A 19,014-nucleotide genomic window follows, 5' to 3' on the forward strand; every position below is an offset into this window, starting at 1 on the left:
CGCGGGCCCGCACGGGGCACGCGCGCTTCTCCTCGGAATCAGGCCTCAACGATCATGCGACTGCGCATTTCAAGGTGCAGTGCATGACAGAAATGCGTGCAGTAGCACCAGAACACGCCGGGCTTATCGGCAATGAACGTGACCGACGCGGTTTCCTGCGGATTGACGATGAAGTTGATGTTGTATTTCGGAATCGCGAAGCCGTGCGTCAGATCCTCGACCTTGTCCAGATTGGTGAGGATCAGCGTGACCTCGTCGCCCTTCTTCAGCTTGAACTCGCGCAGGCTGTACGCCGGTGCCTGCGAGGTGAGCCGCACCGTCACCTTCTTGCCATTGCGCACCACGCCGGACTGCTTCGGGTCCTTGGTGGCCAGCGGGAAATCGTCCAGCGAATAGACCTGCTTCGGGTGCAGCAGCTCGCGCTTGAAGATGATGAAGTCGTGCGGCTCGCTGCGGATCGGGTGGTCCTGCAGCAGCACCATCTTGTCGCCGGAGATGTCGATGAACTGTTCGTTTTCGGGGTGCAGCGGGCCAACGGGCAGGAAGCGGTCCTTGGAGAACTTGCAGCCCACGGCGAGGAACTTGCCGTCGGCGGCCATGGTTTCGGATTGCGATGCGCTCAGGTGGCCCGGCTGGTAATGCACGTCAAGGCGGTCGACCACGTACTTCGCGTTCTTGTCACCGTTGTGGAACTTGATGGCGGCGTCAATGTTCCACTTCACGATCTGGCTGTCGAGGAACAGCGTCGTGTATGCGTTGCCGCGCCCGTCGAACGCAGTGTGCAGTGGCCCCAGGCCAAGTTCGACCTCCGCCACGATGGCGTCGTCGATCTTGGCGAGCTTGCCGTCGAACCAGTCGAGCACGCGAGACAGCTCGATGACCGTACCGGTGGGCGAGAGCTTGCCGGCACAGATGAAGTACTTCTGGTCGGGGCTGGCATTGACGCCGTGCGGATTCTTCGGCACCGACACATAGGCCGTCAGTGCTGTCTTCGGATCCTGGTTGGCCGCGTGCGTGCCGTCCACCACCGGCACCTTGGAGTCGCCGATGGTCTTGAACTTGCCGGCCTTGACCGCCGCCTCGATGCGCGCAACGTTGAAGAACAGACAGGCATCGCGCTCCGCAGACATCATGTCTTCGTAGTGCACACCCATCTCGGTGTTGTACTGGTTGGTGGCAGCCAGCTTGCCGTCGTACGACGTTGCGACGAGGTCGCAATTGCCGTCGATCAGCACCTGCCAGCGCACTTCCATGGTTTCAGCGTCCACGCACGTGAACAGTGAACGGTACTTGGACGGATCATCAATGCCCGCCGTGTTCGGTAGCGGGATCGCAAACTCGCCGCCGCAGAACACGCGCGTCGTGTAGTTGATCTTCGGGTCGAGCGGATCGCGCTTGTCCGGGAAGATGCCGTGGAAGCCCTGCACGTTCGGCAGTTCGGTGATCTTGTCGCAGATGAAGTAGTCGAGCCGCACGCGCCCCAGGCGCGAGTTGATCTTGTCGTTGATCCACGCATAGCGGCCGTCGTAATTCCCATCCTTGTACGACGCGTGCACGTGGTGGGTATCACCCACCGTGTACCTGAGACTGCCGTCGGGCTTCGTACCCATCACCTTCTTGGATTCGTTCGTGATGCCCCAGCCGACCAGCGCATCGGGCACGAACATCGGAATGCGATGGATCTCGCGCCCCGAGGGCATGCCCATGACACGCATGTCGCCGGTATGTCCGCCGCTCCACAGGCCGTAGTAGGTGTCGAGTTCACCCGGCTTGGGATGCATGCCCGCAATGACGTGTTCCCCTGCGGCCGTGGCCGTGGGCGCGCTGGCAGATGCAGCGGGTGCGGCAGCGGGTGTGCCCTTGTCAGTGCATGCCACGACCGTTGCCAATCCGGCAAGCGCTGCGCTGTTCATGAAGCGACGCCGCCCCGGTACGCTCAGCGCTTCTTCCTGCTGTGTGGATGGCGATTGTTGGTGCTTGGTCATCATCGATCCCTGTATCGATTCCTCTATCGGTTTTCACAAAGCCGGGCGGAAAGATGCCGGCTCACATCTGCGCTCTGACCTTCTCGGCAAGTCGCATCTTCGGCTCGCAGGCAGCCGAAGCAATTGACTTTCGTCACACATTCTTGAAAAACATATTTTTTATGCATCTTTATGGCAAGGGAGCGTACAGAATGCGATTCGTGTTCATTTGCGGACCCCGCGCCGACTCAAGGAGATTTCCATGCGCACGAAAACCACCCTAGGGCTGATGTTGATTTGCGGTGCCGTTCTTGCGGCCTGTGGCCAGAAGGAACCCGCCGCGCCCGCGGCCTCCACCGCTGCGGCACCCGCGCCGGTACAAACCAGCACACCCCCCGCCGCAACGACGGTGGCCGCAGCAGCGGAACCGGAGAATGCGCTGGGTAAGCGCACGTTCGCCAACGTCTGCTCGATGTGCCACGCCGCAGGGGTTGCCGGGGCACCAAAGCCGGGCGACAAGGCCGACTGGGGGCCACGCATCGCACAAGGTAAGGACACCCTTTACAAGCACGCACTGGAGGGCTTCAACGGCAACAAGGGGGCCATGCCCGCACGCGGTGGATCGACCTTGCCGGACGACGCCATCAAGGCTGCGGTTGACTACATGGTGGCGAAGTCGCAGTAGCGCCATGCATCCGCTGCCCCCTTCCAACCTGGGCCGCCGGCGCTGCCTGGCGGGGGTGCCCCTGCTGGCAGTCGGCATGTTCGTACGGCCGGCCCTGGCAGACCCCACTGTGGAGCGCGCATCCACTCAATTGCTGGGCACTCAAATCGACATCATTGCGCAAGACGCGAGACCGGGCGCCGCCGGTGCGGCCATGCGCGCTGCCTTTGTGGAGATGGCGCGGCTCGAATGCTTGATGAGCCGCTACCGGCCCGACAGCCAGGTCAGCGCACTGGCACGCGCGGCGGGGCGGAACCCCGTGCCGGTGGCACCTGAAGTCATGTCGGTGTTCAAGCTTGCCCGACAGGTCTCGGAGCAAAGCCGCGGCGCCTTCGATATCACCGTCGGCGCGTACTCCGGCTGGAATTTTGATCCGGAGCACAGCCGCATTCCGAGCAGCAGCGAACTGGCGCGTGAGCGCCGCTTCGTCAACTATCGAGACGTCGTTCTGGACGAGCACAACGGCAGCGTCTACTTGCGACGCCCGGGGATGAGGCTGGATCTTGGCGGCATTGCCAAGCTGCCGATCCTGGAGGCAGGCATGCGCGTGCTACGGCAACACGGCATACGCGATGCCATGATCAACGGTGGAGGCGATGTGGTGGCCAGCGGGAAGCTGCAAGGTCACGAATGGCGCGTCGGACTGCGCGATCCGCTTGCGCCGGAGCGACTGCTGGGCGTGGTCACGCTCAGTGACGGGGTTGTGGCGTCATCCGGAGACTACGAGCGCTACTTCATGCTCAACGGTCAGCGCTTTCATCACGTTCTCGATCCGGAAACGGGTCTGCCTGCGCATGGGCCCCATGGCGTAACCCTGATCGGTCGCGACGTTGACGACGTCAACGGCCTTGGCGCGGCAATCATGGCAGCGGGCACCGCCACCGGGCAGCGGATGCTTGCACCGATGCTCGCACGCGTGGATGCCCTGATCGTAGGTTCTGGAGCTCGGCCGTGGATGTCGGCCGGAATGGCAACGCGCTTGCGGCAGTTCTCTGCAAGCAGTTGACGTTGATGCCGCCCGCTCAGGGTTCGGCAGAAGAAGTACCGGCCCTCGCGACTGCGAGGGCCAGGCAACGCATGTTCAGAAGCCGAGGCTTTCCAGCAGGTCGTCCACCTGTTCCTGGTTGGCAACCACATCCGGATGGTCCGGATTGATCTGCGGGCCGTTGAGCAGCGACGTCGCCACTTGTGCAGCTTCCACGCGAAGGTGTTCCGGCGCGTTGTCGAGCAGGATGCCGACGAGCTGGCTTTCGATGAGCTGGACAACGTCCAGCACCTTCTTGATCACCTGGCCAGTCAAGTCCTGGAAGTCCTGCGCCATCAGGATTTCCATGAGTTGCTGGTTCGTGTCGCGCGTTTTTTCAGGAACGCTGCGCAGGAAGCCATTGGTCTGGCCGACCAGCTCGCGGATCTCGTCGTCGCCCAGTTGGCGGTCCATCCACGACTGCCAGCGGTTGACCAGTGCCTGGGAGTCGGACTCCAGTGCGTCTTGCACGGGCCGCGCCGCGTCGATGGCATTGAGCACGCGGGTGGCCGCCTGCTCGGTCATGTTGGCGATGTAGTTCAGGCGGTCGCGCGCGTCGGGGATGGCTGATGCGGCCTTCTCGACACCCTTGTCCAGGCCCAGTTCGCGCATGCTTTCGCGCAGCATGCGGGTGAGGTGGCCGATGCGCTGGAGCATTTCGGGCATGTCGCCGTGGTCCACACCTTCTGCGGCCAGCGCCTGGGCGCCATCATGCATCTCGCTCATCACGCCCCCTTTTCGAGCTTCTCGAAAATCTTGCCCAGCTTTTCGTCCAGCGTGGCAGCCGTAAAGGGCTTGACCACGTAGCCGTTGGCTCCTGCCTGGGCGGCGGCGATGATGTTTTCCTTCTTGGCCTCGGCCGTCACCATCAGCACCGGCAGCTTGCTGATGGCGGTGTTGGCGTCGGCCCGGATGCTCTGCAGCATCTGCAGGCCATCCATGTTGGGCATGTTCCAGTCCGAGATCACGAAATCGAACCGGCCTTCCTTGACCTTGGCCAGGCCGGCGGCGCCGTCTTCGGCCTCGTCGACGTTGGCAAAACCGAGTTCCTTGAGCAGGTTACGCACGATCCGGCGCATCGTCGGGAAATCGTCGACGACGAGGAATCGGTACTGGCTCTTGTCCATGGACACAATCTCCGCAAACTAACTGAATTGGGGGGTTTCGGGCTTCCTTGGCAATCTTATCGGCGCCTGGGGCCGATTCTTGAGCGCCGGAATGGTTTGGGGCGCCTGACTGCTGCGCCCCGCAACCAATGTACCCATAAAGTGCAGCGTTAAACCCGCGTCACGCGGCCATGTGCAGACAGCTTGGCCAGCACGTGCGGGCCGATCTGCGACAGCGGCAGGACTTCGTGCACGCCGCCGTGGGCCACGGCTTCCTTGGGCATGCCGTAGACCACACAGGACGCCTCGTCCTGCGCGACGTTGTAGGCGCCGGCGTTGCGCATTTCCAGCATGCCCACCGCGCCGTCCTTGCCCATGCCGGTGAGGATGACGCCCAGGGCGTTGGCACCGGCGTTGCGCGCGGCGGACCGGAAGAGCACATCCACGGCCGGACGATGGCGGTTGACCGGCGGGCCCTGGTCCAGCTCCGTGACGTAGTTGGCGCCGCTGCGGCCCAGCGACAGGTGCATGTCACCCGGGGCAATGTAGGCATGGCCGGGCAGCACACGCTCGCCGTGCGCGGCTTCCTTCACGCGGATGCGGCACAGGCCGTCCAGCCGCTTGGCAAACGACGTGGTGAAACCCGCCGGCATGTGCTGCACGATCAGGATGCCGGGGCAGTCGGGCGGCATTTCCAGCAGGAAATCCTTGATGGCCTCGGTGCCGCCTGTGGAAGCGCCCACGATGATGAGCTTTTCCGTCGACGAGAAATGGGTACGCGCAAGTGCCGGCGTGGCCGCTGCATGCTCCGCGCGAACGTGTGCGCCGGGCGTCGATGCCGTTGCCGAGCCGGCCGCAGCAACCGGTGCGGCTGTGCGCGGACGCAGCTTTGCCCGTGCTGCCGCGCGGATCTTGTCGGCAATCTGGTCGGCGTATTCGTTCATGCCGTCGCGCATGCCCAGCTTGGGCTTGGCGACAAAATCCACCGCGCCCAGCTCCAGCGCGCGCAGTGTGGCTTCAGAGCCGCGCTCCGTCAGCGAAGAGATCATGACCACCGGCGTCGGGCGCAGGCGCATGAGCTTTTCCAGGAAGTCGAGGCCGTCCATCTTCGGCATTTCGACGTCCAGCGTGAGCACGTCCGGATTGGTCTGCTTGATGAGGTCGCGCGCGATGATCGGATCGGGCGCCACACCCACCACTTCCATGTCCGGCTGGCTGTTGATGATCTCCTTCAGGATGCTGCGGATCAGTGCGGAATCGTCGATGCACAGCACCTGAATCTTGCGTTTGTCGCTCATGTTCGGGGGCAAGTTTCAGGGATTAAGTAAAGAGTTGCAGGCGCGAGGCTGGCTTCGTCGTGATGGACTTCGACAGCTTGCTGGCGTATTGCGCCTCGCTGTCCAGCTCGGCCGCCGAGTTTTGCGAGCGCAGCTTGCGCACCATGATCTGGCCGGTGGACGGTACGAAATACACCTTGCGTGGATGCACGTCGAACAGGTCTTTGGCGGCCACGGTCAGGCCTTCGTTGCGCAGGAATTCGAGCACGAACTTGCCGTTGCGCTCGCCCACGTCGAGTGTGCTCATGCCGGCCAGCACGGCGGCGCCGCCAAACACCTTGATCTCCAGGCGCTCGCGCTTGGCGCCCGCCTTGTAGAGCTGGTTGAGCAGCACTTCCATGGCGTGCGTGCCATAGCGCATGGAGGGCGACAGGATCGATTCCCCTTCGTTGCGCGAGGGCAGCATGAAGTGGTTCATGCCGCCAATGCCAAGGGTCTTGTCGCGCACGCAGGCGGAGACGCACGAGCCGAGCACCGTGACCAGCATCAGGTCTTCGGTGGTGACGGAATACTCGCCGGGCAGCACTTTCATGGCGCGCCGGCTGAAGGTGGTGTCGTAGTAGGCGTGGGTGCTGGCCGCCGATTGCGCGAGCGTGGCCATGGCGCCAGCGCTCATGCCGCTGGCCATGCCGCTGTCGCCGCGCACGGCATCGGCGGCAGATTGCGGCGTCGCGCGTTTGCCGAATTCGATCATCGTGCCCCCATCCTGGCGCGCAGTTCGGGCGCGACTTCGTACACGGTCTTGCCGCGCAGCGACCACGCCTTGGTGACCTGCAGGAAGCTCTCCGAATGGCCGGCAAACAGCAGGCCATCGGGTTTCATCACGTCGATGAAATGCTCAAGAATCTTGGCCTGCGTGGGCTTGTCGAAATAGATCATCACGTTGCGGCAGAAGATCACGTCGAACTTCTGCTGCAACGGCCAATCGCGGTCGAGCAGGTTGATCTGGCGAAAGTCGATCATGGCCTGCAGTTCGGGCCGCACCCGGGCATAGCCCTCCTGCTTGCCGGTACCGCGCAGGAAGTACTTCTTCAGGCGCTCGGGCGACAGGGCCGCGACGCGCTCCATCGGATAGATGCCGGCGCGGGCGCGGGCCAGCGCGTTGGTATCCACATCCGAGGCGATCACGCTCACCTGGCTGGGCGACATCGAGCCAAAGGCTTCGGCCAGCGTGATGGCGATCGAGTAAGGCTCTTCGCCCGTCGACGACGCCGAACACCACACGGTGAACGGCGTGCGCTTGGCCTTGGCGTGCTCGTGCAGGATCGGGAAGTGATGCTGCTCGCGGAAGAACGCGGTGAGGTTGGTGGTCAGCGCGTTGGTAAAGGCCTCCCACTCGTCGGGCAGGTGGCCTTTTTCCAGTGCATCGAGGTAGTCGCGGAACGAGCCGAGGTTGACCACACGCAGGCGGCGGGCCAGCCGGCTATAGACCATTTCACTCTTGCGGTCGGACAGCGAGATGCCGACGCGCCGGTAGATCAGGTCGCGGATGCGGCCGAAATCTTCGGCGGTGAATGAAAACTCGCGCGACGCGAGCGTCGGCGAAACTGGCGCCAAGTTTTGTGCTGCCATGGATAACTAACCCCGTGTTTGGCGAGTCTTGATGCCCGCTCTCAGTCGTTGGCGGGCACCATTACCGCAGGCCGCGCCAAGTTTGCTGTTGGCGAGGCTGGCGTCAGAAGGTGCTCCAATCATCTTCATCGGCAGAACCGGTGGTCAGCTTGAGGGCCGGGGCGACGACGGCCTCCGAAGCGGCTGCCGAAACGACGGCGGCAGCCACCGGCACAATCGGTGCATGTGCATCGTGAAGCGCTTTTTCTCCTTGCGCGGCAGCCGGGCCGGCAACCTGCTCGGGGGCAGCCTCCGGTAACACAGCCGGCTTGGCGGCTTTGCGCGAAGCCAAGGCGCGCGCAATCGAGGGCACCACTTCGGTCTTGTGGGGGCGGGCTTCGCCGGGCACGGCTGGCGCCGCAACGGCAATCGGCGCCGCCACGGCCAACTCGGCCGAGGCATCGGTGCGGAACGTCGCCACGGCATTGCGCAGCAGTTGCGCCTGTTCTTCCAGCGACAGGGCGGCAGCGGCGGCTTGCTCCACCAGCGCGGCGTTCTGCTGCGTGACCTCGTCCATCTGGTTCACGGCCTGGTTGACCTGTTCGATGCCGGAGCTTTGTTCGTCCGACGCGGCGGAAATCTCGCCCATGATGTCGGTCACCCGGCGCACGGCCACTACCACCTCCTCGATCACCGTGCCGGCTTCGGCCACCAGGGCCGACCCGTTGCGCACACGGCCAACGGAATCGCCGATCAGCTCCTTGATTTCCTTGGCAGCCGTGGCCGAGCGCTGCGCGAGGCTGCGCACCTCGCCGGCCACCACTGCAAAACCGCGTCCCTGTTCGCCCGCGCGCGCGGCTTCCACCGCTGCATTCAGGGCGAGGATGTTGGTCTGGAAGGCAATGCCTTCGATCACGCCGATGATGTCGGCGATCTTCTTGCTGCTGGCGTTGATGCCGGCCATGGTTTCGACCACGCGGCCCACCACTTCGCCGCCCTTGACGGCGATGTCCGACGCGCTGCCGGCCAGCTGGCTGGCCTGGCGGGCGTTGTCGGCGTTCTGCTTCACGATGCTGGTCAGCTCTTCCATGCTGGAAGCGGTTTCCTCCAGCGACGAGGCCTGCTCTTCCGTGCGCTGCGACAAGTCTGCGTTGCCGGCCGCGATCTGCTTGGTGGCGCTGGCAATGGAATCGGCGGAACTCTTGATGTTGGTGATCGTGCCGGTCAGTTGCTGCTGCATCTGCGCCATGGCGAAGAGCATGCTGTCATGGTCGCCGGGGCGGGTCTGCACGTGCACGGCCAGATCGCCGGCGGCAATGCGGCGCGCGATCTCGGCCGCGTACGAAGGCTCACCGCCCAACTGGCGCGACAGCCGGCGCGCAATGACCAGACCCAGCACGATGCCGAGCAGCGCACCTGCACAGGCCATCACCATCATCACCAGGCGCGAGCGGTGTGCATCGTCACGGGCCTTGACGGTGGACGCGGCAGAGACCTCTTCCACACGCTTGACCATCTTGTCGAGCGTCTTTTCAAACGCGGCGGTGTCGTCCAGCAGGCCGACGTTCTCGGCCGTGACGCGGCTGTCGAACTGGGTCGGGTCCAGGCCCTGCTTGTCCATCAGCGCAACGAAATCGGTCATGCGCTTGCCCCAGACGGGGTAGATCGCATCGACCTCGCGGATCATCTTCTTGCCTTCGTCCGACGTGAACAGCGGGCGCACGTTCTCCACCCCGTCTTTGAGGTGCTGCATGCTGTCGGCAATCTGCGTGCTGAGCGTCTTGCGCTCGGTGAGCGTGGTGGCAATCAGCAATGCGGTCTGCGCACGGCTGGCGTGTGCCAGGCTGTTGGCCGCGCTGCCCATCTGCGTGATGGCGCGCATCTGCTTTTGCGCCAGCTCTTCGCTGGCCTTTGTCAACTGCGTGATCGTATAGATGCCCAACCCGCCGATGGCCGCGCCCATGGCCGCCACGATCAGAAAACCACCGGTGAGTACCGTGGACACCGGCAAACGCTTGATCCAACCCATGTTGTCTACCCTCTTCCTGTTTTTATATGCCCCCTACCGCTATCGGCCTGCGGGGGACGGCTCTTTAGAACCGCCATGGGGTCATGCCACTTCAGTGGGGGGTCACCCCGGCTTCAGCGGGCACTAGCCCAGGCAAAAAAAAACCTGCCCCGGAGGGCAGGCTGCACACCACAAACACACACGAGAGAGCTTTCGCGAGCAGCGAAGATCCCGTGCATACATGGTCAAAAGGTCTCCCAGTCGCTATCGTCGCCGCCTGCGGCAACGAGCTTGGGTACGGGCAACTTGGGCGCTGACGCAGCCGCTTTGGTCTCGGCAGCGGCGGCGGTGCGCTCGCGTTGTTGTTCCTTGGCGGAGGCCGGCGCTGCAGTTGCAGCCCCGGTCTGCGCGATGGGTTCAGCGGTGTTGCTGCCTGCTGCGGCCTTCGGCTTGGCGGCACGGCTGGGCACGGCCTTGGCTTTCAATGCCGGCTTGGCTGCCACGCGCGCGGCCACCGACACTGCGGGTACCACGTTGGCCTGCGCGCCGGCTTGCGTGCGGAACGCCTCCACAGCCTGGCGCAGCGCGCTGGCCTGCTCCTGCAGCGACATCGCGGCGGCAGCAGCCTGCTCCACCAGCGCGGCGTTCTGCTGCGTGCCTTCGTCCATCTGCGTGACGGCCCGGTTGACTTGCTCGATACCCGCGCTCTGTTCGTCCGATGCGGAGCTGATCTCGCCCATGATGTCCGTCACGCGCTTGACGGCGACCACCACTTCGTCGATCACGCTGCCCGCTTCCGCCACCAGCGTCGTGCCGTTTTCAACGCGGCCAACCGAATCGCTGATGAGTTCCTTGATTTCCTTGGCCGCCGTGGCGGAACGCTGCGCCAGGCTGCGCACTTCGCCTGCCACCACCGCAAAGCCGCGGCCCTGCTCGCCTGCGCGGGCGGCTTCGACCGCCGCATTCAGCGCCAGGATGTTCGTCTGAAAGGCAATGCCTTCAATCACGCCGATGATGTCGGCGATCTTCTTGCTGCTGGCGTTGATGCCGGCCATGGTGTCCACCACCCGGCCAACCACTTCACCGCCCTTGACGGCGATGTCCGATGCATTGCCGGCCAGCGTGCTGGCCTGACGCGCGTTGTCGGCGTTCTGGCGCACGATGCTCGTCAGTTCTTCCATGCTCGATGCGGTTTCTTCCAGCGCCGAAGCCTGCTGCTCGGTGCGCTGCGAGAGGTCCGCATTGCCGGCAGCAATCTGCTGCGTGGCACTGGCAATCGAGTCGGAACCCGAGCGCACCTGCCCCACCATCTTCTGCAGGCTGTCCTGCATGCGCTGCAGTGCGCGCAGCAGGCGGCCGGTTTCATCGGCGCGATCCACCTGGATGGTGTGCGTAAGGTCGCCCTGCGTGATGTGCTCGGCCGTTTCGATGGCGCGCATCAACGGCAGCGTGATCGAACGGCGTAGCGCCCACGTCAGCAGCCCGCCCACCAGAATGCCGCCTAGCAGCAGGCCGGTGGTGAGGGCGCTGAGATTGCGCTGTTCTGCCTGGCTGGCTTCGTAGCTGGTTTTGGCCACGTCCATCTGCAATCGGTTGAGCGCCGCGACCTTGTCGCCAAGGGGGCGGTACAGCGCCTGCATGACGTCCATGACCGTCTTGTTGATGCGCGCTTCGTCGTGCGCTTGCACGGCTTGCATCAACACCTGTGCGCCATCACGCAGGAAGACGTCGCGCAGGCCCTGAGCCTCGTCGGCCAGCTTGCGTTCGTCTGCCGGGGTGGGCAGCGCGCGGTAGCGCTTCCAGGCGGCGTCGGACTTGTCGAGGAACATCTGGGCGCGCTCAATCGTCTTTTCCATGCCGGGCGCATTGGGCGCCATGGCTGCACGATCCAGCACGATGCGGAAGCTCAGGAGATTGGAATCGGATTCGGCCAATGCCACGGTGCCCGCCATCTGCACGGCATAGCCGTCCTGCACGCGGGTGTTGGCGTGCCGCATGCCGATCAGGCCCGTCACGCCCACGATGACGGCGAGCACACCAATGCCCGCCATCATCAGCCCCAATCGGAGCCGGATGGTCATTTTGCTGAACATGCTTCCCTCCCCTAACGGCGCCGCACCTGTTGTTACGGTGTCTTGTCGCCGCTGGGCCCCGTGGGCCCAACCTTCATTTGCCGTGGGCACATACGCCGTGCCCCGGCCGAATTCATGTCGCGATCAGGCGGCTTCAGCTTCGTCGCACAGAGCCATGTCGGCCGACAGCAGCAGGCGCTCGATGTCCACCAGAATCAGCATGCGCTCGTCGATCGAGCCCAGGCCACGGATGTACTCCGTGTCCAGCGCGCCCGAGAACTCCGGCGCTGGCTTGATCTGCTGGCTTTGCAGCGTCAGCACGTCCGACACGCCATCCACCACGATGCCGACCACGCGGTCCATCAGGTTCAGGATGATCACGACGGTGTACTGGTTGTATTCGACACGATCGAGCTGGAACTTGATGCGCAGATCAACGATCGGCACGATGATGCCGCGCAGGTTGATCACACCCTTGATGAAGTCGGGTGCATTGGCAATGCGCGTGACGGTCTCGTAGCCGCGGATCTCCTGCACCTTCAGGATATCGATGCCGTATTCCTCGCGACCCAGCGTGAAGGCCAGGTACTCCTCCCCGCCGGTGTCGTCGCCGATCGCGTGTTTCTTGACTTCCATTGCGGCTCCCCTCGGCCCCGTCGGGCCACTAGATTGAATTCATTTTGGGTGGCGGATCCCACCCCGGCTGGCGTGAACGCTTATGCCGCGGCCATCGCCTCGGTCGAGAATCGACCGCCTTGTGGTTCGCCCAACTCGTGCTTCTCGGCAGTAACGGCACGCATCGCGTTTTCTGAATGGCCCGAGCGGGTCTCGCGCATCAGTGCCGACACATCGACGATCAGGGCCACGCTGCCGTCGCCCAGGATGGTCGCGCCCGAAATGCCCGGCACGCGGCGGTAGTTGGTCTCGAGGTTCTTGACCACCACCTGCTGCTGGCCGACCAGTTCGTCGACCTGCAGCGCAATCTTCTTGCCTTCCGAATCCAGGATCACGACGATGCCTTCCGACGGATCGGGCAGCGACGGCGTGATGCGGAAGCGTTCGTACATCGGCACCAGCGTCAGGTATTCGTTGCGCACCTTCAGCAGGCGACCGCCGCCCGGCACGGCCTTGATGTCTTCGGGGCGCGGCTGCAGCGATTCGGCCACGCACGACAGCGGGAGGATGAACACTTCCTCGCCGGTCTTGACCGACATGCCGTCGAGAATCGCCAGCGTGAGCGGTAGCACGATGCGGATCGTCGTGCCCTTGCCCTTCTGCGACTGGATCTCGACGTAGCCGCCCATCGACTGGATGTTCTGCTTGACCACGTCCATGCCGACGCCCCGGCCGGAGACGTCCGTCACCTGGTCGGCCGTGGAGAAGCCCGGCGCGAAGATGAGCTGGTTGATCTCGTCGTCGGTCATGTTGTCCGACACGGGCAGGCCGCGCTCGCGGGCCTTCTTGAGGATCTTGTCGCGGTTCAGGCCCTGGCCGTCGTCGCTCACTTCGATGACGATGTTGCCGCCCTGGTGGGCCGCAGACAGCAGCAACTGGCCGGTGGCGTCTTTGCCGGCGGCCACGCGGGCTTCGGGCAGTTCGATACCGTGGTCCAGGCTGTTACGCACCAGATGGGTGAGCGGATCGATGATCCGTTCGATCAGGCCCTTGTCCAGTTCGGTCGATTTGCCGAACGTCGACAGCTCGACCTGCTTGCCCAGCTTGTGCGCCAGGTCGCGCACCAGGCGCGGGAAGCGGTTGAACACGTAGTCCATCGGCATCATGCGAATGGACATGGCGGCCTCTTGCAGGTCGCGTGCATTGCGCGTGAGTTGCGACAGGCCGGCAAACAGGCGCTCGTTGAGCACCGGGTCGAAGGCCTGCGCGGTTTGCGCCAGCATGGCCTGCGTGATGACGAGTTCGCCCACCAGGTTGATGAGTTGATCGACCTTTTCCACGCCCACGCGGATCGACGTTTCGGCAGCCACGGTCGGCTTTTGGTCGGCCGCGGCCGGGCGGACCGGCACCGGGACGGCGGCAGCGGCAGCGGCCTGGGCCGGCGCAGCTTCGTTGGCAGCCGGGGCGTGCACTTCCGTCTGTGCGGCAGCGGGCGTCGGTGCCGCCACCACCGGCGCAGCGGCTTCAGCGGCCGGCGCCGCGCCACCTACGTGCGGTGTGATAACGATCTGGTCGGCATCGATGATGAAGCAGCTCACCGCGATGATGTCGTCGGCGGTGCAGGTGCTCTGCAGCACGATGTCGCTGTTGCGGCCGGTGCGCGCGTGGCGCAGCACGGTGCCCAGGTGCTTGAGTTCGGTGACGATCAGCTCGCAGTCTTCGTTCGAGACGTTGATGAGCTTGATGTCCAGGCCGCCTTCGATGTCGCCCACGACTTCGGCTGCAGGCGCCTCGACAACCACCGGGGCGGGCTGGGGCGCGGCCACCGGTTCGGGTGCCGCCGCCACGGGGGCCGCAACTGCCGGTGCGGCAGCAACAGGGGCACCGTCCTCGGCGGTCAGGCTGTTGAGCTTGGCCACCATGTATTCGAGCGTGGCCGTATCGATGGGGTGCTCTTGCCGGTAGGCATCAAGTTGGCTTTTCAACACGTCTTTCGTTTCCAGGAAGGCATCCACCATGTTTTCGCGCAGCTGCAGGGTACCGGTGCGGGCGCGATCCAGAATCGATTCGGCCACATGCGTGAGTTCCGTCATGTGCGTGAAACCGAAGGTCGCAGCACCACCCTTGATGGAGTGCGCGCAACGGAAGATGGCGTTCAGATCGTCGGAGGAAGGGTTGGCGACATCGAGGTTGAGCAGCAGCCGCTCCATGTCGACGAGCAGCTCTTCCGCCTCTTCGAAGAAGGCGCCGAAAAACTGGCTAAGGTCGAGGTTCATATCTGTCGTCTCGGTCGTTTAATGCGTCGATGCAGACCCGTGGGTCTGCGCATGCCATTCGAGCAACTGCATCACCGAATCCGTCAGCCCATCCGGGTCGAACGGCTTGGGCAGGAAGCCCGTCGCGCCGGCAGCACGTGCCTGGTCGCGGATGGAGTTGTCTGCCTCGGTGGTCAGCATGAGGATCGGGGTGTCGGCGTAGGCCGGCAGTGCGCGCAGCGCGCGGATGAGGGTCAGGCCGTCCATCGACGGCATCACCTGGTCGGTGATCACAAGGTGGTGGCTGCCCTGCGCACACGTGCGCACGGCCTCCAGCGCGGCGGAGCCGTCGCCGGCTTCCGTCACGGCAAAGCCGCACTCGCGCAGGCACGCGGCAATCATGCGGCGGATCGACGTGGAATCGTCCACCACCAGGATGTGTTTCTCGCTCATTGACTGTTTCTCCCCTCGGCGCTCTTTATGGCTTGGCCGCAGTCACCGCGTCTGCCACACCCGTGGCACGTGCGGCGGCGTCGGTCAGCGTGTCTTTGCCGTCATTGCGCAGGTCGGCCACCGGCTCGACCCCACCCGAGCGCACGGCTTCTGCGGCGCGCGCGTTGAGCACGACGATGCTGATGCGGCGATTGATCGGGTTGTAGATGTTCGTCTTGTCCAGCGGCACCGATGCCTCCAGGCCCACCACGCGGCTGACCTTCTCGGGCTTCATGCCGCCCGCCACCAGCTCGCGTCGCGATGCGTTGGCGCGGTCGGCCGACAGTTCCCAGTTGCTGTAGCCGTGCTGCGTGGCGTACTGCGTGGCGTCGGTGTGGCCCGACAGGCTGATCGGGTTGGGCACATCGTTCAGCGCCGTGCCCAGCTCGCGCAGGATGGTGCGCATGTACGGCTGCACCTCGGCGCTGGCGTTGGCAAACATCGGGCGGTTCTGCTGGTCGACGATCTGGATGCGCAGGCCTTCGGTGGTCATGTCGATCAGCAACTGGTGCTTGAACTGGCTCATCACCGGGTTCGTCTCGACCATCTCGGCAATCTTCTGCTTGAGCTTGTTCAGCGCCGCATCGTCCGATTCATCGCGGATGTTGCGCTGGCGCTGCACCGTCGGGCTGGGACTCGGGTTCGGCTGCGGCATGTTCTGCTTGAGCGCCGGGCTGCCCTGCAGGATGCTCGACTGGTCGCCCGACCCGGCGCCACCGAACAGCGCCACCTTCAGCGGCGTGCGGAAATACGTTTCGACCGACGACAGCTCGGCCTTGGTCACCGAACTGAGCAGCCACATCAGCAGGAAGAACGCCATCATGGCGGTCACGAAGTCGGCGTAGGCGATCTTCCACGCGCCACCGTGGTGGCTGTGTCCGCCTTTCTTGTTGCGCCGAATGACAATGAAGGTCGGCGTGCTGGACTTGCTCATGGTCCGCTCCCGTCGGTGTGTACTGTGTGGTTAGTGGCGCAGCTCGGTGGCTGTGCTCTTGTGGTCGTAGTGATCGTTTTGAACCCGCTCAGGATCCGTAGCGAGCAGGCCCGAGGTTGGCGCGAGAAGCGCAGCCGTACACGGGTACGGCGAGCATCGCAGGGCCAAGATCGGGACGCGCAGTAGGATCATGAGTGGGTTCAGGCTGTCTTGGCGCCACGGACGTGGTCTTCCAGCTCGGCAAAGGACGGACGCTCGGTCGAGAACAGCACCTTGCGGCCGAATTCCACGGCAATTGCCGGCGCGTAGCCGTTCATGCTGGCCAGCAGCGTCACCTTGATGCACTGGAACAACTTGGTCGATTCTTCGGCGCGCTGCTCCAGCAGCGAACCCAGCGGCCCGATGAAGCCGTACGCCAGCAAGATCCCGAGGAACGTACCGACCAGCGCAGAGGCGATCAGCTTGCCCAGCTCTGCCGGCGGCAGGCCGACCGAGCCCATCGTGTGCACCACGCCCATCACGGCGGCGACGATGCCGAAGGCCGGCATGGCGTCGCCCACTTTGGTGATGATGCGAGCCGGTTGTTCGGCTTCGTGGTGGTGGGTGTCGATTTCCTGATCCATCAGCGCTTCGATCTGGAACGGATTCAGGTTGCCGCCCACCATCAGGCGGAGGTAATCGCAGATGAAATCCAGCGCGTGGTGATCGGCCTGGATGGCGGGGTAATTGGCGAACAGCGTGCTTTCGTGCGGGGCTTCGATGTCGGCTTCGATCGACATCATCCCTTCACGGCGGATCTTGGACAGCACCACGTACAGCAGCGCCATCACTTCCATATAGAGGGCCTTGGTGTACTTCGAGCCTTTGAACAGGCCCGGCAGCGCCTTGACGGTGGCGTTGATGGCCTTTTTGTCGTTGCCGACCACGAAGGCGCCAATGCCGGCGCCGAAGATGATCAGCAGTTCGGTCGGCTGAAACAAGGGCCCGAGGTGTCCTCCGGCCAGCATGTAGCCGCCGAACACCGACGCGAGAATCACGATGTAACCGATGGCAACTAACACGGGGCGAACTCCTGAATGGGCGATCCTTCGATCAATACAAAGGGGAATATCGGCATTCCCCCGGTTAACTGAAGGCCGGGGCCCCTGGTTTTGCTGCTGCGCAGTGCTTGGAAAACCCTGCCACCGCGCGCTTCTTCCCCAAGAACGGCAACAAAACGGGCGGCTTGAGCGCCACCCGGCTCAAAGAGGCCGTTCCCATAGGCTGATCCAAAGAAAAAGGGACGGAAATCGCTTTCCGTCCCCCACTTTTCGCCCTTCTTCCTTCTTCTCTCTACGCGCGGCGGCAAAAAAAAATGCCGGTCCGCAGTTTCCCGTGACCGGCCTACCCCCTTCCCCTTTTGTCCTGCCTGAGCCCCTGTGCTTTTCCTGCTCTGTGTTCCTTGCTCTTTTGTTCTTTGTATTGTTATTCGCCGGTCTGGCCGGCTATTCCCGCAACTCCCTTACTGCTACGCGTATTTCCCGTCCGCCCTTTTTTGTCCATGCCCCGGCGGTTTTGCACGTCCCGTGTTCCCGACTTCCCGTATTCCTACAAATGCCGTTATCAGGCGTCGATCGTCTTTTCTGCGATCGCATCAACCGGAGCAGCGACGCGCTTTTTCTTTCCTGCGCGTGACGGCGGCTGGCACACACCGCACACGAAATCATGGTGCAGGTCGTCTGCGTGGGCCACGAAATGGCCGGTGCAGCGCTTGCACTTCACGGTGTGCAGCATCTTCCCCTCGAAGAATTTCAGCATCATCCACGCGCGGGTGATCGAGAGCACCTCTTCCTGTTCGTGGACGTGAATATGTTCCTGGTACAGCTTGTAGGCCGAGATCAGGCGGCGCACACCGGTGCTGCGGCTGTTCTCGCCCAGAAAACGGTAGATGTTCAGGAAGATCGACGAATGGATGTTCGGCGACCACGTCAGGAACCAGTCTGCCGAAAAGGGCAGCATGCCCTTGGGCGGCGATTCCCCACGGATTTCCTTGTACAGCTTGACCAGCCGCTCACGGCTGAGCGTGGTTTCCTGTTCCAGCAGTTGCAGGCGCGCACCGAGCGAAATCAATTCCGCTGCCAGGTGGATCTGCTCAACTTCGTTCATGACGCTGGTGTGACGCATGGCACTGCTCCCGCTTTCGCTTGCTGCTCATCCAAAGTGCAATCTCTGAACCCGGCGGAACACCCGCCGCAAACGGTTCAGCTGATCTGCTCAACCGCCTGACGTGCCAGCAGGATCGACATTTGCGATTGCTGCAGACCCTTGTCACGGTGCGGCTGGGTCACCAGACCCAGGATGGCGTGATCGTCAAAGCGGAAGCGGCACAGCATCATGTTCGTGCTGGCCAGCTTGACGATCTGCGCGGGCGACATCGTCAGCAGGATGTCAGCCAGTTCTTCAGAGATGCCAAGGCGAAAAAGTGCGGCATCGCGATCCTTGGCCAGCATCTGCTGAGCAAGCATCAAGTAGGTGAGATTCAGTTCGCTGATCTCGGAAACAATGTCTTGCGTGTCCATGTATGTCCCGTCGTGTGCAGTAAAAGTACAACCTGCATCCGATCTCGCATGGTGAAGTCCGGTTGGCGCTATTTTCTGCGCCTACCCTCGCCGGGCTGTCCACCAATCCCCACGGATCGGATGTTCCTGCAGTTGGCGCCGTTGCCGGCACTTCCTGCTCCTTCTTACTCACGTCGCTAAAGACATGGCGAAGTTGTTTTCTGTTGAACACATTGTGGGTTGACGTCCGGGGTAAGTAAAGAAGGGGGGACCCCTACGTCGGAGGGGTGATGTAGTCCATTTTCTTGTAGGCAATTTTCCTACAAATCTGTTAATAAACGTGGCAGATGAAGCCTTTGCCGACGCGACGGACTAGGGTGGACGATGCGCTAAAG

General features: G+C 63.4%; 17 protein-coding genes. 2 read left to right on the forward strand and 15 right to left on the reverse strand.

What is annotated here, in order from left to right; translation table 11 throughout:
* Positions 1–38 precede the first annotated feature (38 nt).
* The gene (gene nosZ, locus CFE42_RS10140; protein WP_004627751.1) at positions 39–1,988 is read right to left on the reverse strand and encodes a TAT-dependent nitrous-oxide reductase; all 1,950 of its coding nucleotides are present in this window, start codon (positions 1,986–1,988) and stop codon (positions 39–41) included.
* Positions 1,989–2,226: 238 nt separating this feature from the next.
* Between nosZ and CFE42_RS10145 the strand changes: the two genes are divergently transcribed.
* Complete coding sequence (locus CFE42_RS10145; protein ID WP_004627754.1) at positions 2,227–2,649, forward strand: c-type cytochrome; 423 nt, start codon at positions 2,227–2,229, stop codon at positions 2,647–2,649.
* A 4-nt stretch (positions 2,650–2,653) separates the two neighbouring features.
* Positions 2,654–3,694, forward strand: coding sequence for an FAD:protein FMN transferase (locus CFE42_RS10150; RefSeq protein ID WP_004627756.1), 1,041 nt, complete (start codon positions 2,654–2,656; stop codon positions 3,692–3,694).
* Between the two features lie 75 nt (positions 3,695–3,769).
* On the opposite strand, the gene cheZ is transcribed toward CFE42_RS10150, so the two are convergent.
* From cheZ to flhD, 14 genes are all read right to left on the reverse strand, one after another.
* Positions 3,770–4,438 carry a protein phosphatase CheZ gene (cheZ, locus tag CFE42_RS10155; protein ID WP_004627757.1) on the reverse strand — a complete coding sequence of 223 codons (669 nt, stop codon included), beginning with the start codon at positions 4,436–4,438 and terminating at the stop codon, positions 3,770–3,772.
* Positions 4,438–4,839, reverse strand: a complete 402-nt coding sequence (gene cheY, locus CFE42_RS10160) for a chemotaxis response regulator CheY (RefSeq protein ID WP_004627759.1) — start codon at positions 4,837–4,839, stop codon at positions 4,438–4,440. Before cheY ends, cheZ begins: the two co-directional genes overlap by 1 nt.
* Positions 4,840–4,988: 149 nt before the next feature.
* Positions 4,989–6,116, reverse strand: a complete 1,128-nt coding sequence (locus CFE42_RS10165) for a chemotaxis response regulator protein-glutamate methylesterase (protein WP_004627761.1) — start codon at positions 6,114–6,116, stop codon at positions 4,989–4,991.
* Between the two features lie 22 nt (positions 6,117–6,138).
* Entirely contained in the window at positions 6,139–6,756 is a 618-nt protein-coding gene (gene cheD, locus CFE42_RS10170) for a chemoreceptor glutamine deamidase CheD (RefSeq protein WP_037022279.1), read from the reverse strand.
* Positions 6,757–6,845: 89 nt separating this feature from the next.
* Positions 6,846–7,727 (reverse strand): CheR family methyltransferase, encoded by an 882-nt coding sequence (locus CFE42_RS10175; RefSeq protein ID WP_182594004.1) that lies wholly within the window; start codon positions 7,725–7,727, stop codon positions 6,846–6,848.
* A 103-nt stretch (positions 7,728–7,830) separates the two neighbouring features.
* Positions 7,831–9,735 carry a methyl-accepting chemotaxis protein gene (locus CFE42_RS10180; RefSeq protein WP_004627766.1) on the reverse strand — a complete coding sequence of 635 codons (1,905 nt, stop codon included), beginning with the start codon at positions 9,733–9,735 and terminating at the stop codon, positions 7,831–7,833.
* 224 nt (positions 9,736–9,959) lie between these two features.
* The gene (locus tag CFE42_RS10185; RefSeq protein WP_004627768.1) at positions 9,960–11,807 is read right to left on the reverse strand and encodes a methyl-accepting chemotaxis protein; all 1,848 of its coding nucleotides are present in this window, start codon (positions 11,805–11,807) and stop codon (positions 9,960–9,962) included.
* A gap of 123 nt (positions 11,808–11,930) precedes the next feature.
* Positions 11,931–12,422: a chemotaxis protein CheW gene (locus CFE42_RS10190; RefSeq protein ID WP_004627770.1), complete on the reverse strand. Its 492-nt coding sequence runs from the start codon at positions 12,420–12,422 to the stop codon at positions 11,931–11,933.
* Positions 12,423–12,502: 80 nt separating this feature from the next.
* A complete protein-coding gene (gene cheA / locus CFE42_RS10195; protein WP_004627773.1) occupies positions 12,503–14,677 on the reverse strand; it encodes a chemotaxis protein CheA in 2,175 nt (724 codons plus the stop codon).
* 18 nt (positions 14,678–14,695) lie between these two features.
* Positions 14,696–15,109: a response regulator gene (locus CFE42_RS10200; RefSeq protein ID WP_004627775.1), complete on the reverse strand. Its 414-nt coding sequence runs from the start codon at positions 15,107–15,109 to the stop codon at positions 14,696–14,698.
* Positions 15,110–15,134: 25 nt separating this feature from the next.
* Positions 15,135–16,082, reverse strand: coding sequence for a flagellar motor protein MotB (gene motB, locus CFE42_RS10205; protein ID WP_004627777.1), 948 nt, complete (start codon positions 16,080–16,082; stop codon positions 15,135–15,137).
* Between the two features lie 200 nt (positions 16,083–16,282).
* Positions 16,283–17,143 (reverse strand): flagellar motor stator protein MotA, encoded by an 861-nt coding sequence (gene motA, locus CFE42_RS10210; RefSeq protein ID WP_004627779.1) that lies wholly within the window; start codon positions 17,141–17,143, stop codon positions 16,283–16,285.
* Positions 17,144–17,684: 541 nt separating this feature from the next.
* Positions 17,685–18,245 carry a flagellar transcriptional regulator FlhC gene (gene flhC, locus CFE42_RS10215; RefSeq protein WP_004627781.1) on the reverse strand — a complete coding sequence of 187 codons (561 nt, stop codon included), beginning with the start codon at positions 18,243–18,245 and terminating at the stop codon, positions 17,685–17,687.
* A 77-nt stretch (positions 18,246–18,322) separates the two neighbouring features.
* Complete coding sequence (flhD, locus tag CFE42_RS10220; protein WP_004627783.1) at positions 18,323–18,640, reverse strand: flagellar transcriptional regulator FlhD; 318 nt, start codon at positions 18,638–18,640, stop codon at positions 18,323–18,325.
* Positions 18,641–19,014: the final 374 nt, after the last annotated feature.

This window comes from Ralstonia sp. PBBBR1, from assembly GCF_002256165.1.
In the GTDB taxonomy this organism is placed as follows: Bacteria; Pseudomonadota; Gammaproteobacteria; order Burkholderiales; family Burkholderiaceae; genus Ralstonia; species Ralstonia thomasii.

Bases quoted from the DNA above. Each gene is read 5' to 3' on its own strand.
- motB (WP_004627777.1), bottom strand. From the start codon at position 16,082: ATGAGCAAGTCCAGCACGCCGACCTTCATTGTCATTCGGCGCAACAAG.
- CFE42_RS10200 (WP_004627775.1), bottom strand. From the start codon at position 15,109: ATGAGCGAGAAACACATCCTGGTGGTGGACGATTCCACGTCGATCCGC.
- CFE42_RS10185 (WP_004627768.1), bottom strand. From the start codon at position 11,807: ATGTTCAGCAAAATGACCATCCGGCTCCGATTGGGGCTGATGATGGCG.
- cheZ (WP_004627757.1), bottom strand. From the start codon at position 4,438: ATGAGCGAGATGCATGATGGCGCCCAGGCGCTGGCCGCAGAAGGTGTG.
- flhC (WP_004627781.1), bottom strand. From the start codon at position 18,245: ATGCGTCACACCAGCGTCATGAACGAAGTTGAGCAGATCCACCTGGCA.
- cheD (WP_037022279.1), bottom strand. From the start codon at position 6,756: ATGGCCACGCTCGCGCAATCGGCGGCCAGCACCCACGCCTACTACGAC.
- nosZ (WP_004627751.1), bottom strand. From the start codon at position 1,988: ATGATGACCAAGCACCAACAATCGCCATCCACACAGCAGGAAGAAGCG.
- CFE42_RS10175 (WP_182594004.1), bottom strand. From the start codon at position 7,727: ATGGCAGCACAAAACTTGGCGCCAGTTTCGCCGACGCTCGCGTCGCGC.
- CFE42_RS10190 (WP_004627770.1), bottom strand. From the start codon at position 12,422: ATGGAAGTCAAGAAACACGCGATCGGCGACGACACCGGCGGGGAGGAG.
- flhD (WP_004627783.1), bottom strand. From the start codon at position 18,640: ATGGACACGCAAGACATTGTTTCCGAGATCAGCGAACTGAATCTCACC.
- cheY (WP_004627759.1), bottom strand. From the start codon at position 4,839: ATGGACAAGAGCCAGTACCGATTCCTCGTCGTCGACGATTTCCCGACG.
- cheA (WP_004627773.1), bottom strand. From the start codon at position 14,677: ATGAACCTCGACCTTAGCCAGTTTTTCGGCGCCTTCTTCGAAGAGGCG.
- CFE42_RS10165 (WP_004627761.1), bottom strand. From the start codon at position 6,116: ATGAGCGACAAACGCAAGATTCAGGTGCTGTGCATCGACGATTCCGCA.
- CFE42_RS10180 (WP_004627766.1), bottom strand. From the start codon at position 9,735: ATGGGTTGGATCAAGCGTTTGCCGGTGTCCACGGTACTCACCGGTGGT.
- CFE42_RS10145 (WP_004627754.1), top strand. From the start codon at position 2,227: ATGCGCACGAAAACCACCCTAGGGCTGATGTTGATTTGCGGTGCCGTT.
- CFE42_RS10150 (WP_004627756.1), top strand. From the start codon at position 2,654: ATGCATCCGCTGCCCCCTTCCAACCTGGGCCGCCGGCGCTGCCTGGCG.